General features: G+C 38.9%; 10 protein-coding genes and 1 tRNA gene. 8 read left to right on the plus strand and 3 right to left on the minus strand.

Annotation, left to right across the window (positions count from 1 at the left end; translation table 11 throughout):
• Nucleotides 1-93: 93 nt before the first annotated feature.
• Together IWC72_RS06355 and rbfA are read right to left on the minus strand one after the other, a co-directional pair.
• Nucleotides 94-1,287, minus strand: a complete 1,194-nt coding sequence (locus IWC72_RS06355; RefSeq protein WP_194529204.1) for an ABC transporter permease — start codon at nucleotides 1,285-1,287, stop codon at nucleotides 94-96.
• Between the two features lie 2 nt (nucleotides 1,288-1,289).
• A complete protein-coding gene (gene rbfA, locus IWC72_RS06360) occupies nucleotides 1,290-1,682 on the minus strand; it encodes a 30S ribosome-binding factor RbfA (RefSeq protein ID WP_194525372.1) in 393 nt (130 codons plus the stop codon).
• 71 nt (nucleotides 1,683-1,753) lie between these two features.
• On the opposite strand from rbfA, the gene mce reads away from it, so the two are divergent.
• Complete coding sequence (gene mce, locus IWC72_RS06365; RefSeq protein ID WP_194529205.1) at nucleotides 1,754-2,158, plus strand: methylmalonyl-CoA epimerase; 405 nt, start codon at nucleotides 1,754-1,756, stop codon at nucleotides 2,156-2,158.
• A gap of 150 nt (nucleotides 2,159-2,308) precedes the next feature.
• Nucleotides 2,309-2,382 (plus strand) — tRNA-Ile (locus IWC72_RS06370).
• Nucleotides 2,383-2,520: 138 nt separating this feature from the next.
• On the opposite strand, the gene IWC72_RS06375 is transcribed toward IWC72_RS06370, so the two are convergent.
• Nucleotides 2,521-3,558 carry a LacI family DNA-binding transcriptional regulator gene (locus IWC72_RS06375; protein WP_194529206.1) on the minus strand — a complete coding sequence of 346 codons (1,038 nt, stop codon included), beginning with the start codon at nucleotides 3,556-3,558 and terminating at the stop codon, nucleotides 2,521-2,523.
• Nucleotides 3,559-3,855: 297 nt separating this feature from the next.
• On the opposite strand from IWC72_RS06375, the gene IWC72_RS06380 reads away from it, so the two are divergent.
• The 6 genes from IWC72_RS06380 (at nucleotide 3,856) to uxaC (ending at nucleotide 14,743) form a co-directional block, all read left to right on the plus strand.
• Nucleotides 3,856-6,879, plus strand: coding sequence for a SusC/RagA family TonB-linked outer membrane protein (locus IWC72_RS06380; RefSeq protein WP_194529207.1), 3,024 nt, complete (start codon nucleotides 3,856-3,858; stop codon nucleotides 6,877-6,879).
• 18 nt (nucleotides 6,880-6,897) lie between these two features.
• Nucleotides 6,898-8,574 carry a RagB/SusD family nutrient uptake outer membrane protein gene (locus IWC72_RS06385; RefSeq protein WP_194529208.1) on the plus strand — a complete coding sequence of 559 codons (1,677 nt, stop codon included), beginning with the start codon at nucleotides 6,898-6,900 and terminating at the stop codon, nucleotides 8,572-8,574.
• 191 nt (nucleotides 8,575-8,765) lie between these two features.
• Nucleotides 8,766-10,604, plus strand: a complete 1,839-nt coding sequence (locus IWC72_RS06390; RefSeq protein WP_194529209.1) for a DUF4861 family protein — start codon at nucleotides 8,766-8,768, stop codon at nucleotides 10,602-10,604.
• Between the two features lie 23 nt (nucleotides 10,605-10,627).
• Nucleotides 10,628-11,569, plus strand: coding sequence for an RraA family protein (locus IWC72_RS06395; protein WP_194529210.1), 942 nt, complete (start codon nucleotides 10,628-10,630; stop codon nucleotides 11,567-11,569).
• A gap of 91 nt (nucleotides 11,570-11,660) precedes the next feature.
• Nucleotides 11,661-13,337: a sodium:solute symporter family transporter gene (locus IWC72_RS06400; protein WP_226979508.1), complete on the plus strand. Its 1,677-nt coding sequence runs from the start codon at nucleotides 11,661-11,663 to the stop codon at nucleotides 13,335-13,337.
• A gap of 2 nt (nucleotides 13,338-13,339) precedes the next feature.
• On the plus strand, nucleotides 13,340-14,743 hold the full coding sequence (gene uxaC, locus IWC72_RS06405) for a glucuronate isomerase (RefSeq protein WP_226979509.1): 1,404 nt from the start codon (nucleotides 13,340-13,342) through the stop codon (nucleotides 14,741-14,743).

The following is a 14,743-nucleotide window of genomic DNA, read 5'->3' on the forward strand; positions in this document are numbered from 1 at the left end:
CCACGAGTCTCGCCTTCCAAATCAAGGGGGTATTCCTTTTAATGTCTCGCGGGCTTGCCTTGATGTAGCTTACTTCCTAATAAAGCCGAAACTTTAAATTGAAATCATTTTCTTGGTAATTCTGCTACTCGCAATTTTTGAGGCGATGATTCCCAGAATAAAAATAGTTCCGAAAACAATAAGGACGTTTATAAACTGATACTCCACTGGGTAGGCAAGAGAAGGTGTTATTTTCAACCATTCGAATGCGATTTGCGACCATATTAAGAGTGATGCGGATACAAGCCCAATTATTCCGCCTAAACTGGTAACCAATATTCCTTGAACAAAATAAATTCGTCGCAACTCTTTAAGCGTAGTACCAAGGCTATACAGGGTTTTAAGATTTTGTAGCTTATCTAGTATCATCATAATTATTGCTCCCACCACATTAAAAAGCGCAATGATCAAAACCAGGGTAAAGATGAGGTACGTAGCTAAATTTTCAGTGTTGAGCATACGGTGCAACGTACTGTTTAGTTCTTGCCGGTCTTTTAATAATACGGTATCTCCAAGAACTGTGGCTATCTGATTTTTAACGGCTGCAAGCTGCTCAACATTCGTGACTTTGAAGTTTACACCAGATACTTCGTTGGGTTTCTTTTCCAACAACAGTTGCACCTCTGGCAGTTCTGCAAAAACATATTTTTTATCCAGATTTTCTTCTACTGAATAGACACCACTAAGCACAAGAGATTTGGTTTTAAGCGATTTCTGGGTAAGCGAGCCTTTACCTGGCTTTAGGGCAAGGACCACCAAAGGGTTCCTGTACTGATTAATGGTAACCCCAAGAATATTGGTCACACCAATACCGGCAACAGCTTCTTGGCTATTGATTCGCCAAGTGCCGTACAAAAGCATACTGTCAACACCCATAACATTGGTGTAATTGGTGTCAATACCTTTTATAAAAGCAATATGGCCTTTTTCGCGATGCTTTAGATATACTTTTTCCTCAAGCTCTTTTGAGTAGTAGGCAAGCCCTTCAATTTGTTGGAGTTTTTCTTCTTGATCGGGAGAAATAGAAAAAAATTTCCCAGTGGCCGGCAAGGCCTTTAAATCAGGATCAAAAGTATTACTGAAGGATAAGCTAAAAGTTTTGAGTCCTGCAAAACCAGAAAGCACTACAAAAAGAGCAGCAGAGCCAATAACCGTTACCAAAAAGGTAATGAAGTTAATGACGTTTACTGCATTTTGACTGCTTTTAGAACGAACATATCGCTTGGCAATGTAGAACGGAAAATTCAACCTTACATCTTTTTTCTTTTGTCCAACAGGTCTCTGTTCTCAATAGGGTTTTCTTCCCGTTTCAGTGATTTCTCAATATTTTCGATATAATCCAAAGAATCATCTAAAAAGAACAATAGCTCAGGAACCCTTCGCAATTGGTTTTTGGTGCGCTGCGCCAATTCATGCTTAATAAGCGGCTGATTGGACTTTATTCCTTCCATAAGCTCACTTGCATCTTTGTTCGGGAAAATACTGATATATACTTTGGCAATAGAAAGGTCGGTCGTTACCGAAACTTTTGAAACCGAAATCAACGTACCTTTCAACCCACCATCAATGGCGGCACGCTGTAGAATATCTACGATATCTTCTTGTATGACCCCCGCAATCTTTTTCTGTCGTTGTGTTTCCATACCGCAAAAATACGGAGAAATAGCGTAATTTAGGGGGATAAACACCAATACGGATAAAATTCATCTTTCATTTGGAAAAAATAGAGCATATAGGCATAGCCGTACACGATTTAGAAGCGGCCAATGAACGCTTCGGTAAGCTTTTAGGACAATCGCACTATAAGATTGAAGAAGTGCCCAGTGAAGGCGTCCGTACCTCATTTTTCAAAACAGGGGAAAGTAAGATAGAACTTTTAGAAGCAACAGAGCCATCGGGACCCATTGCTAAATTTTTGAATAAAAACGGCGAGGGCATGCACCACATAGCTTTTGCTGTAGACGATATTGAAAAAGAAATGAAAAGGTTAAAGGCAGAAGGTTTTACATTAATCAACGAAAAACCAAAAAAAGGAGCTGATAATAAACTAGTTGCTTTTCTACATCCCAAGAGCAGTAACGGGGTGTTGATAGAATTATGTCAAGAAATAATTAAGTAGCGAATAAAATAGCTTGCACCACCAAAAAATAAGTAGTAATATTGCAGTCCAATTTTTGCTCCTGCGGTTCAGCTGCTTGTAGTACCTAACGCTTCCCGATAGCTATTTGGGGACAGATGGATAAGAATTGAAATATTGAATTATATAACCGGTCCTATAGCTCAGCTGGTTAGAGCACCTGACTCATAATCAGGTGGTCCCTGGTTCGAGTCCAGGTGGGACCACGGAATTAATCCATAACACACTTTTAATTAAGGAGTTATGGATTTTTTGTTTTTGGAAGTGACAACATTAGGGCCTACATTTTTATATTCTATTTCATTACACTTTAATCCTCGTTGCAATTCTATTTATAATTTTCATTAGTAATACATTAACTTTTCATGTGTAACAATATCAAGGGGTAAACTAACTACCTGTGGAGGTTGTTGCTGCATTCCCAGAAATTTGTATAAATATTCTATACCCTGAAAAGCCTGTTCAAAAGGTCTTTGATTTATTAGAAAGTCTATCTTTTTGTCCTCTAACAGTTGTTTATTTTTATCTAGAAGATCATATCCAACAATACGAATCTGGTTCGAGGGAAGTAGGGCTTTGGCCAAAATAAAAGATTTAGAGTTAGGAACGAATATTCCTTTGATATTATCTTGCGAGTTTAGTTTCTTCTTAATTTTTTGTATTATTTTTTTATCTTCTTGTGCTACAGAAAATATCTCAATGTTACAATGTTTACCACAATTGTCCTCAAAATACGACTCAAAACCTGCTATTCTTTCGTTTACATTGAAGTTGGGATTCTGGGCTTTGGTGATATTTAGAATTAAAAATTTTGATTCTTTTTTCTGACCCAAGCTAATTAGTTCTCCAGCAAGTCTTCCGCCCTGATATGAATTTTGACCTATGTAGCTAATTGCACCAGAATTATGTTGCCCAGAACCAATTAAAACAAAAGGGATTCCATTTAGTTTGCATTTCTTCAGAAATATTTCGGTTTCGTGATAAAGTACTTGTGCTAAGAGAACGGCGTCATTTTTATCATTAAAAATTTGTTTACCAGTATCAAAGAAAGATTGTTTGCTTTTTTGATCATAAAGATAAACATTCACTGAAATACCTAATGTTTTAAAGGCTTTCAATGCCTTTTTTGCACCGTTGAGGGGTTCAGTCCAATATTCCCCCTTTGTATGTTTAGGTAAAAGAACAGCGATTTTGAAATTTTTATTTAGGACTAAGTTTCTGGCAAAGGTATTCGGAACATAATTAACTTTATCCATTATGCTCTTAACTAGCTGAATTGTTTCTTTAGAAACATCCCCTCTATCATGTAAAACTCTATCAACTGTCCCAATAGAAACCTTTGCAAGCTTAGCAATATCTTTTATTGTTGGTTTATCTCTCATATACAATCATATTGACAATTAATAACGGTTTTTATTAGCAAAAAACTAAAAATTTCAACTAAAAATTTTTGTAATCCAAATATAATTTTAATATTTGTGTATTCCCGTGTACGTTAACGGTAATGTGTTTGCAATATAAAACTTTAATTTATACTGGTGAAATAGTTACTTCATGGGTAGAAAAATAACAAATTTTAGAAGCTCACATATATTTTTTATCACTTACCGTTAACGTACACGGAGATAACCATAAAGTTTATTTAGCATAGAACTGATGTTAACCAAAAACCAACTAGTATGAAAAAATTGTCCATCTTATTTCTGTTTGGATTCTTACTAATTTCAAAATGCCTCAGCGCACAATCAGTATCAGTTAGTGGGACTATTATTGCAGCAGACAACGAACCCTTGCCTGGAGTGAATGTCGTCGAAAAAGGAACTACTAATGGAACTGTAGCTGATTTTGATGGTAACTATTCGATTAGCGTATCGGGTCAAGATGCGATTTTGGTATTTAGTTCAATTGGCTTTGCTACTCAGGAAATCACAGTGGGAAACCAGAATCTATTGAATATTATACTTTCTGAGGATTCACAAGTTTTAGATGAAGTAGTGCTTGTTGGATATGGTACTCAGAGAAAACAAGATTTAACTGGTGCTATCGTTTCGGCAGATCTTGAACAATTTCAAGAATCACCCAACACTAGCGTTTTACAATCTTTGCAAGGAGCTCTCCCGGGTATAACTATTGGCCAAACTGCTACGACTGGAGCGGAGCCAGATATTCAAATCAGAGGACGTTCCACATTGAACGGTAGTCAAAATCCACTTATCGTGTTGGATGGAGTAATCTATCGAGGAAGACTTGCAGATTTGAACCCAAAGGATATTAAATCGGTGGATGTACTTAAAGACCCCAGTAGTAAGGCTATTTATGGAGCTCAAGCAGCAAATGGAATCGTAATTGTAAGTACAAAACAAGGAAAAACTGCTCAAAAATCCACTATTAATTATTCGACTTTTTATGCTGTTCAAAGTCCTACAAATGAAAGGACTACAATGAACCGAGAGCAATATCTGAAAGCAACACGTGATTTGGATTGGGAAAACGGCTTTCTTGGGCCGGACTTTATCCAAGAAAATCCCGATTGGACACCGGCGAACGATACCTCTTTTTTTCCACCATTATTGAATGGGCTTGCAGCGGGCAATGATTATAACTGGTTTAACGAAAGCACCAAACCGGGTTATACAATGGACCATCAATTAAGTATCCGAGGTAGCTCAGATAATACTTCATACTTTATATCAGGAGGATTGACAAAACAAGTGGGTTGGTTGTCAAATGATAATTATGATCGTCAAACTGTAAGGGTGAATATTGATACTAAAGTTACTGATTGGTTAACTATCGGAGCAAATACTTTTGGGTCTTTTTCTGATTTTTCTGGGGTAAGTCCTAATATTAGCGGTCTCGCAGTTATGAGCCCACTCGTCATGCCTCAAGATTCATCTGGTGAATTCATTCCCAACCCTTTGGGTGATAACATCGTGAACCCTTATTTACAAAGCCTTCAGGATGATCGTGATAATCTTAATAACATTTCTGCAATTTTCTATGCTTCTGTAGATATTCCCCAAATTCCTGGATTAAACTTTCGAGTTAACTACAGTAACAACTATCGGTGGTCATTGCAGGGGAATTCTGATATCTATGGTGCAGGCTTGACCGGCAGTGCCTTTAAACAAACTAATTCTACACATGATGTCTTGGTAGATAACATTCTTACATACGACAAGCGTTTTGGTAAAGATGAAAATCATGGTTTAAAAGTGACTCTTGTCGCAGGATTTAATACTATCGATTTTGAGCAGACTAGGGCTGAGGGCACTAATTTTTCAAATCTAGCTTTATCATATAATAATTTGGAACAGGCCGTAAATCAGGTCATCTCTTCTAATGCATGGGAAGAGAGTTATACAGCACAGACTGGAAGGGTAAACTACGATTTTAAAAGAAAGTATCTTTTAAGCGCTAGCCTACGTAGGGACGGATTTAGTGGTTTTGCCGAAAATAATAAGACAGCTCTTTTTCCTTCAATAGGATTAGGTTGGGTTATTTCAAACGAAGAACTATTGTCTGCTTCAGACATGCTCAATCTCTTGAAACTTCGCGGCAGTTATGGTAGTAATGGTAATTTAACTTCTAGGTACAGTTCTCTTGCCCAAATCGAGGCACCAGAAGATTCACGATATGTGTTCAGCGATGGTGGATCGACTGTAAATGGCCAGACCGTAGTATCACTTGCAAATCCTGACCTCAAGTGGGAACGTACGGACGGTATAAATATAGGTGTCGATTTTGGACTTTTTCAAAACAAGATTTCAGGTACCGTTGATTACTATCGTTCCACAACTAAAGATTTGCTATGGGATTTTATTCTGCCAGAGTTGAGTGGATTTAGCTCAATTCGATCCAACATCGGAGAGATAGAAAATAAAGGTCTAGAGTTTTCTTTGAACTTCAATCCAGTTCGAAGCGATAATTTAAATTGGAATATAGGCGTCAATTTTGCAAGGAATAAAAACAAAATTAAGTCATTACTAGGAGAGGATTTGGATGGTGATGGACGGGAAGACGATTTGATAGCGAATGGTCTTTTCATTGGCGAGTCAATTGGAACGATATATGACTATGTGACCGACGGGCTTTATCAAATTGGGGATACAGATATACCTAGTGGGTCCCAACCTGGATTTCAAAGGTTGGTTGATTTAGATGGAGAGGAAGGAATATCTCCAGAAGGAGATAGAAAAATACTAGGAAGAACAGAGCCAGCCTATCAGTTCGGTATTAATAATACACTATCGTATAAAAATTTTGCATTTAAGTTTTTTATAAACTCAATTCAAGGTGGAAGTGATGGTTATTTGGGCAGGAATGATCCATGGCAAAGTGGCTACAGCACACCCGGTATTGCTCAGAATAGTAATAAGTATACGGATATTGACTACTGGACACCTAGTAATCCTGAAGCCACTTACAGGCGGCCAGGAGTCGCTGGGCCGGTAACGGCAAGACGTTTTTTCGACCGTAGCTTTATCCGTCTGCAAGATATTTCCCTGTCTTATAATCTTCCTAGCGATGTCACGGAAAAAATAGGTTTCCAAGGCTTAAAAATCTTTTTAAGCGGAAAAAACCTTTTAACCATCTCTGATTGGGAAGGCTGGGACCCAGAAACAGGTCAAGGATTAGCATTGTCCTCAAGTGGACTTCCAGTCATGAAAAGTATAACTTTTGGACTCGATCTATCATTTTAAACCTCAAAATATACTGATATGAAAATATACAATAATAAACTTTACGCAATTTTAGGTTTGTTGCTTATATTCTTTTCTTGTAACGAACAGGACTTTTTAAGTGAAGAACCTCTCGATTTTTTCGACCCTAGCAACTCGTTCGCTTCAATAGAAAATTTGGAAAGTTCTTTGGCCGACATTTATGCAAAATACCGCGAAATCTATTTCGATGGCGGTTTTAGCAACTATAATCACTTTTTGGGTACCGATATCATGTTCAATTCGAGGGGTTCCGAAGATGCTTCTAGATTTGGCAATTATATTGCCGCTTTGGACCCTACTTCTAGTATTCCGGAATATCACTGGGATAGATGGTATAAGATTATAGCGAATGTTAATACTATAATTGCTAAGCTCAATGATTCCGAAATTGCAATTGAAGAACGTACTTTGGTAGAGGCTGAAGCTCGACTTTTTCGAGCTCTTGCGTATAGACATTTAGTTTATCTATTTGGAGGGGTTCCTTTAATTACAGAAGAAATATCTTCCCCAAAAACAGATTTTACAAGGGCTTCTGCAGATGATATTTTCCAACAAATTGTTGATGATGCAACATTTGCCTCATCAAACCTTCCAGGAGTTTCTGAGGTTGTCGACGGAAAGCTGTCTAACCTTGTTGCACAGCATATATTAGCCGAAACCTATATTTCCCTAGGCAATTATGATGCAGCAATCACGGCGGCTTCAGTGGTTATCAATGATCCGGCTACGGCGTTAATGAGAAACCGTTTTGGTTCTCGTTCTGCTGAATCAGGTGATGTATATTGGGATCTCTTCAGACGGGAGAATCAAAACCGAACATCAGGTAATACTGAAGCAATTTGGGTATCGCAGATGGAGGTAGATTTGCCTGGCGGTTATATTACTACAACAAGTTCGAACACTAATAACTTAGAGCGATATCATGTTCCTGCAAGCTGGACTTTAAACGACCCAGATGGTAACATTGGCATTCTTGGATGGCGAGGTGACGCCAATGCTGGGGGGCGGGGTGTATCTTTTGTACAACCAACGGCCTTTTTCGAAAATACGTTATGGGAAAGTGATTTTGACAATGACCTTAGAAATTCTGAGGCTAATTATGTAAGAGATATTTTTTATGACAATCCTGAATCTGCCTGGTTCGGGCAGAGTGCTAGAGATAACCCTGGGTCACTATATTTGGGAGAGGGACAAAGCTGGAGGTGGTATCCATGGTTGACAAAGGCTACAACCCCAAATAATCATCCCGATGATATTTATGATGACCCAGAACTGTTATTATTAAAATCCTCAGGCGGAACAACATATAGAGACCGATATTACCTTAGGCTCTCGGAAACTTATTTACTACGGGCAGAGGCCTATTTGGGTAAAAATGATTTGGGGAATGCAGCTGCAGACATCAATACAGTTAGGGAGCGGTCGAATGCAAATCCAGTAACTGCTGGGGAAGTTGATATTGATTATATATTGGATGAGCGTGCTCGAGAATTAAGTTTTGAAGAAATGCGGAGAATTACTTTGCACCGAACTGGAAAATTGGTCGAGAGGGTACGTCTTTACAATGATCTCAATACAGACGATATAGCCGATTATCACGGATTATGGCCAATACCAGCTAAAGAAATTGAAGCAAATATCAATGGGAACCTTGAACAGAACCCTGGATATTAATATTGAGTAGTTTCAGTTAATTTGGAGCACCCCAGGGTCCGTATCCTGGGGTTTGTTTTTCAATGCATGTCATTCATATAATCAAGACACTATATAAGATGAACCTAACTCGTTTTATTTATATACTATTTATTTTTTTTACTACAGCTAATTCCTTAGGGCAGTCAAGTCAAGATATTAGCACGCTGAAGGTGGCCCAAACAGTATTAAATAAGGGCATTTCCGAAATAGATTTGGGATATTATCCTGGCACATTGCTGTTGCATGGGATGGCCGAGTTGGCAATGGTGAAGAAAGACTCTTCCGACTTGAATTATGAAATCAATCTCTTTCGAAAGTTCGAGACCGGTGAAATAAAGGGTCACGGTAGCTTTATTTCTTACCAATATGGTGGTTCGGGTGTTCCATACATGGTTTGGAAGAAAAACACAAAAGATTTAAGAAGTCAAATGTCCGAAGGTGCCAAACGGATGTTTGATGAACAAAAAAGGTCCTCTGAAGGAATTTTAGTGCCGCCATGGGTAAAGAAGGGTAAAGATCAGGTCTTTATCGATGTTGCCTTCGCAGTAACACCGTATTTATTATATACAGGCTTAGATTTGAAAAATGAAGAGTATATTGAAACGGCTATACATGAAACAACCGAATTATTCCGAATTCTTGAGGATAGGAAAACTGGATTGCTACATCAAGGAAGGGGTTTTCAAGGTGTAGGAAAAATTTCAGAAGATAATTGGAGCCGGGGGAACGGTTGGGGAGCATTTGCACTGGCTACTTTAGTTCGCGACTTACCTGAATCTCATCCAAGACGTGGTGAAATTGAAGAACTTGCCAAACAGTTTTTTTCTGCAGCTATAAAATTTCAAAATAAAGAAGGTCTTTGGCACCAAGAGATGACCGACTCAACTTCATATGTAGAGACTTCGGGAAGCGGGCTGATTTTATTTGGCTTAGGCATCATGCTTGAAACCGGTTTACTGAATCAGGCATTTATGGATAATTTCACATTAGGGTTACGTGGGTATACTTCTTACATCGGTAGCGATGGCTCTGTAAGTCATACTTGTGGGGGATGTTTGTGTCCAAAAAACGGCACGAAGGAAGATTATATAAATCATCCTTGGGTCTATAATGATGAACATGCCTTTGGCCCAGTTGTACTGGCCTTTAGCCAGGCGGCAAAAATGGGGGTTAAAAGTATTACCCCCTTAAAAAATATAGGGTTGTACTGCATTACTGATTCTCCCGAGACACCAAGAACTTATGTTTGCACTGCACGTGAATCGGATATCGCATGGGAAAACGATCGAATTGCCTACCGTGTTTTTGGACCCACTGTAAGAGACAAAGTAGGTAATGGTATTGATGTATGGGCTAAATCTGTGGATTATCCAGTTCTCGATAAATGGTATCGATTAAACAATGAAGGTAAAGATTACCATGTTGATAGAGGAGAAGGTTCGGACTTTTATAGTGCAGGCAAACAAATGGGCTGCGGGGGAATTGCACTTTGGGTTAACGGAAAGCCTCATCCCCCAAAAACATTTGATACATATAAAATTGTTAGAAACCAGAATGACAAATTAGTCTTTGAACTTAATTACAATACCTGGGATACACCTGGCATTGAACTGAAAGAACAGAAGATAATTGAGATGGTAATGGGGACCAATTTATTCAAGGTTACAAGTACGATAGAAAGTGAAAAAGATACTGAAATAACCTTGGCTATTGGGCTGACTACTTTTGGTAAACAAAAAGTACACCCTGACAAAAAGAATGGTGTATTAAGTGTATGGGAAGCAATAGACCCTATAAACGGAAATTTAGGGACAGCAATAATCGTGAATCCAGACCAAGTCAAAGATTTCGTAAGCTACTCAGGAAACGAGTTTGTCTTGGTCCGGGTTCAAACCAATAAGTCCTTCACTTATTATGCCGGAGCGGGGTGGGAGAAGACACAACATTTCGATAACGCTGTCAATTGGCAAAACTATATAAAAAAACAAGTTAAAAACATCACATTTTGAACACGTCAATAAACACATGCAAAATGAAAAGTAGTTTAATTCTTTTAATAGTGCTTATACTATCAGGGTTACCAACAACAGCCCAAGAGATAGGTTCTACGCCAGAATATATTAAAGCTTTAACCGCTGAATGGAACGGAGAACGGTTTGATGATGGTAGGCCGAAGATAGCTAGCGGATTATTGGAGCGTCTCAAGAACATCACTTTGGAAGAAGCATGGGCCGAACTTATCGATTTAGGGTATCACAATCAATTTGAGGGAGATTGGCAACTGATTGATGAGAATGAGGAGACCACGATGACAGGTCGTGCCGTCACTGCACAATTTATGCCAGCGCGAATCGATTTAGAGAATCAAGTTATAAATCAAGGCAGAATCGAGGGTAGAAATTGGCAGCAACGGCGAACAGTATCTTGGGCAATCAGCACGCTTGTTGAAGGAGATATTTACGTGGCAGATGGTTATGGAAAACCCTCTTATGGGACAGTTATAGGTTCCAATTTGGGTAACGGAGTGTATGCGAAATCGAAAAGAGGAATTATAGTCTTTGGAAATGTGCGTGATATGGAAGGCTTGAGGGCAATCGAAGGTTTTAATGGGTGGGTGAAAGGTTCGGATCCTTCCTATATGAGAAAAACGCTCTTAACCACCATTAATGCACCCATTAGGATAGGGAAAGCAACAGTGTTACCGGGAGATGCAGTACTTGCCAAAAAGGATGGCGTTGTTTTCATTCCAGCACATCTTGTGGAGAAAATTGTTTTAAAAGGTGAGGTTACAGACCTTTTCGACCTTTTTGGTCAAGAACGAATTAAGGAGAAAAAATATTCTGCTGGGGAAATAGATAGCGTATGGTCCGATGAGATAAAAAAAGATTTTAGGACTTGGGTTAACGATTATCAGGGTAAACTACCCATGACAAAAAGAGATTTGGAAAAGTATCTTCAGGAGCGTAATTTTTGATAGTGATATAACATTTATCCTGCGCATGATAAAATTTTTTAAACAAGAAAATGATTCGGCGAAAGCGTTGAATTCAACAAACATTTAAATTTTGAGCAAACTCGCTACATTAGATTATATATCCATCGGCATCTATCTACTTTTGATGGCTGGGGTCGGCCTGTTTTTCGGATGGTTCGTAAAGGATATAAAAGGGTACTTCAAAGGAGGAAATACCATTCCTTGGGGCATTTCTGGTATCAGTAATTTTATGGGGTCACTCAGCACCTTTGTTTTTATTGCTTACGCAGGTATTGCTTATAAGGATGGCCTTATCGGAGTGACTGTATTATGGAGTGCTGTTATACCCTTTGTGTTTGCAGCATTAATTATAGGAAAACTTTGGGTTCGGTCTCGAATCATAACTCCGGTTGAATATCTCGAAACACGATTTAATGCCAATATTCGTCAATTATTTGGATGGACAGGCTTGGGCATGCGCTTTCTAGATAACATGGTACGGCAGTATGCTATGGGTATTTTTTTAGTTACCGCCACGGATTTGACGTTTGTGCAGGCCATCATTTTTTCTGGAGCAATAACCACACTTTTTACCATAGTGGGTGGGGTTTGGGCCGTAGTTGTCATGGATACGCTACAATTTGTTATTTTAATTTTTGTTTCGGTATTATTGGTCCCTCTTTCTTTGGAAGCGGCAGGAGGACTTGGCACCTTGATGGATAAGCTCCCTAACCATTTTGAGTTTTTCTCCGGCCCTAAAGGCCAACCGTTGTGGCTGATGGTCTATTTCATAATGATTCTTTTTAAGTATAATGGAAATTGGGTCTTTATTCAGCGATTTTACAGCGTAAAGGACGAAAAAGCTACCAGAAAACTAGGTTTTTTTTCGGCAGCACTACTGTTGATATTTCCCATAATATTTTTGCTTCCAGCGATTGCGGCAGCCGATATTCTGCCTGGCCTGGAAGATCCAGAGCAAGCTTATGTAGCTGTGGCGGTGCATTTGCTTCCTGCAGGTTTGTTGGGCTTGATGATTGCCGCCATGTTCTCGGCCACTATGTCTTCTTTGAATTCAGAATTCAACGTAATGTCCGCGGTATTGACCAATGACATTTACAAACGTCTAATTAATCCTAAAGCGAGTGAAAAACAACTGATTTTTGCGGCGCGATTAAATATTGTATTGGTGGGAGCCATTGTTGTTGCAGGCTCGTTATTCGTGGGAAAACTGGGGGGAGCTTTTGAAGCCAACAAGATTTTGACTGGACTTTTCGCCATTCCGTTGGCTATTCCTCTTGTACTAGGACTAATGTTCAAGAAAACCAATTCTGTTGGGGCCTTTTTTACAGTACTGATTGGTATTTGTACGGGGTTGATTTTGACCTTGTCAAGTGATTTCACGTGGGAAATAGCGACCTTGATACAGATTGTAAGTTGTATTGCTATATTCTTCCTATCGGGATTTCTACTGAGTTCCAAAGAAAATTACAAAAAAAGGGTCAATAATTTTTTTGAGAAAATACGAACCCCTTTGACCCCTAATGAAATAGGCGAGCCGGATCCAAAATTTCGTTTTGCTTTGGCCAATCTTTTTTCAATCGCCATTGGCGCATCTGGATTATTGTTTTGTGCCGTAAGCCTACCCTCCATCGGGTTGGAGAGTGGAAAAATAGCCTTGGCTATCGGCGGGGCCTGTATCATATTGGCCATACTCTTAAAATGGTTTACAACGGGAACCTTTAAATTTTCAAATAAATCAACAAAATGAAAATGACAACCCCATATATTCACAAAGATTTTTTGTTGTCGGATGAACTTTCAAGGTCGTTATATTACGATTTTGCCCAGCAACTACCAATTATCGATTTTCATAATCACTTGAATCCGGCGATGATAGCCAGTAACGCCCAGCCGGAAAACTTATCCAAATTATGGGTAATGTCCGATCAATACAAACATCGGGCGATGCGAATCAACGGTATTCCCGAAGACGGAATTACAGGGAATGCAACGGATTATGATAAATATTTAAATTGGGTAAAAACCCTTCCAAGAACATTAGGAAATCCACTTTATCAATGGAGCTATCTCGAACTAAAAAGGGTTTTCGATATCGATTCGACACTGAATGAAAGTTCGGCTAAGGATATTTGGAACGAATGCCAAAAACAGATTGATTCTGGCAAGCTTGCCACTGTTTCGCTACTAAAAAAATTCAATGTTGAAGTACTTTGCACGTCCGATGATTTGCTTGACGACGTGTCTATACATAAAAAGGCCTCCGAAAAGGGAATTGTCATCTTGCCTTCGTTACGCACGGATAGTATCGTAAATAAACCGGAAGAGTTCCAGATTTGGCACAAAGTTTTGGAGAACCTTACCCAAATTAAAATTAAGGATTTGGATAGTTATGAAGCCGCTGTACTGAAAAGATTTGATCTCTTTTCGGATGCTGGCTGTAAACTGGCAGATCAAGCATTGGATTCTGGTTTTGAGTTCCATTATATTGATAAATCAAAGGTTGAGACGATTTTCAAGCAGTTTTTGTCAGGTGAACAATTGAGCGATGAGGATATGGTTTCTTTACAATCCTATCTTTTAGTAATGGTTGGGAGGGCCTGCGCTCAAAAAAATTGGATTTTGCAGTTACATATCGGAGCTCAACGGAAGACCAGCTCACGATTGAAGAAGTTGGTGGGCGGGGCTGGTGGCTATGCATCCATCGGAAGTGTCACTAATATTTCGACACTGGTCGAAGTGCTTGATACCATGGATAAAAATGGTCAATTACCTAAGATTATTCTGTATAACCTGAATCCTGTCGATAATGCGGCTTTTGCTTCTTTAACAGGGTCTTTTCCTGAAGATGGTGTTTCCGGAAAAATTCAATTCGGGCCGGCATGGTGGTATAATGACCATTACGAGGGTATTATAAACCAGTTAAAGGCCTTGGCGAGTCATGGGCTTTTGCACAATTCAATTGGCATGACTACTGACTCCCGCAGTTTTGTGTCTATGTCTAGACACGAATTCTTTAGAAGGGTTTTTTGTGATTTGATTTCAACTTGGGTCAAGCAAGGGCTTCTTCCAAATGATATGTCCATCTTAAAAGAATTGATAGAGGATGTCTGTTATCGGAATGCAAAAAAATGGATACTAAACATTAACCAATAA

It is taken from the genome of Zobellia roscoffensis, assembly GCF_015330165.1.
GTDB lineage: Bacteria > Bacteroidota > Bacteroidia > Flavobacteriales > Flavobacteriaceae > Zobellia > Zobellia roscoffensis.

Coding starts and splice junctions, on each gene's coding strand:
- rbfA (WP_194525372.1), bottom strand. CDS start 1,682: ATGGAAACACAACGACAGAAAAAGATTGCGGGGGTCATACAAGAAGAT.
- IWC72_RS06375 (WP_194529206.1), bottom strand. CDS start 3,558: ATGAGAGATAAACCAACAATAAAAGATATTGCTAAGCTTGCAAAGGTT.
- IWC72_RS06380 (WP_194529207.1), top strand. CDS start 3,856: ATGAAAAAATTGTCCATCTTATTTCTGTTTGGATTCTTACTAATTTCA.
- IWC72_RS06385 (WP_194529208.1), top strand. CDS start 6,898: ATGAAAATATACAATAATAAACTTTACGCAATTTTAGGTTTGTTGCTT.
- IWC72_RS06395 (WP_194529210.1), top strand. CDS start 10,628: ATGAAAAGTAGTTTAATTCTTTTAATAGTGCTTATACTATCAGGGTTA.
- uxaC (WP_226979509.1), top strand. CDS start 13,340: ATGACAACCCCATATATTCACAAAGATTTTTTGTTGTCGGATGAACTT.